Source organism: Neoroseomonas rubea (assembly GCF_016106015.1).
In the GTDB taxonomy this organism is placed as follows: Bacteria; Pseudomonadota; Alphaproteobacteria; order Acetobacterales; family Acetobacteraceae; genus Neoroseomonas; species Neoroseomonas rubea.
The window spans coordinates 1-629 of sequence record NZ_JACADQ010000735.1 but is presented as its reverse complement, the minus strand read 5'-3'; the positions used below and the strand labels follow the sequence as shown (position 1 = coordinate 629).

2 protein-coding genes are annotated in these 629 nt (G+C 78.2%); one reads left to right on the top strand and one right to left on the bottom strand.

Features of this window, described 5'->3' with window-relative positions; translation table 11 throughout:
- Window positions 1-226, top strand: a 226-nt coding sequence (locus HW577_RS26125) for a DUF488 domain-containing protein (RefSeq protein ID WP_198378977.1), incomplete at its 5' end; no start/stop codon positions are given.
- Window positions 227-332: 106 nt separating this feature from the next.
- On the opposite strand, the gene HW577_RS26800 is transcribed toward HW577_RS26125, so the two are convergent.
- The coding region (locus HW577_RS26800) for a hypothetical protein (RefSeq protein WP_419956615.1) at window positions 333-629 on the bottom strand (297 nt) is incomplete at its 5' end.

The following is a 629-nucleotide window of genomic DNA, read 5'->3' as shown; positions in this document are numbered from 1 at the left end:
GGCCGCGGGGCGTGCGGCGGTGCGCGCCGGCCGGCCGGCCGAGATGCGGCGCATCTTCGCCGCGCATCTGGCCGGCGACGAGCCGCAGGCCGCACTTGCCAACCTGCGCGACCTCGCGGGCCGGCAGCGCGTCTGCGTCCTGTGCCTGGAAGCGGACCCGGCACAATGCCACCGCACGCTGGTGGCCGAGGCGGTGGGCGGCGGGGTGAGGCACCTGCATCCCTGACGGATCGGTGCCTGGGGCGGGCGGTGCGGCTCGCGACCGCCGGCCGCCGTGGCGATCCGGGCCGTCGCGAAGGCTGCGGTTCCGGCTTGGCGCTAAACCCGATGCCTCAGGGCCGCGTGGGTGCCGGCGCGGCGGGTTGGGCGGCGGGCGGCGGCGTGCCTGGGCCGGTCAGGCGGTCACCCTGCCGCGCGGTCCATTCGCCGGCGCCCTGCAACCTTTCCCCGGTCCAGCGCATGGCCCGGCCGACGGCCGATCCGCTTTCATCCGCCGCGCGGCCAAGCGCCTGGCCGGTCTGCTCCGCGGCACGGTCGATCGCCGCGCCTGTACGCTCCGCGACGCCGGGCGGACGGGCGGGCGCCGCGTCGTTCGGCGCTGCGGGCGCGGGGTCCGCAGATCGGAAGAG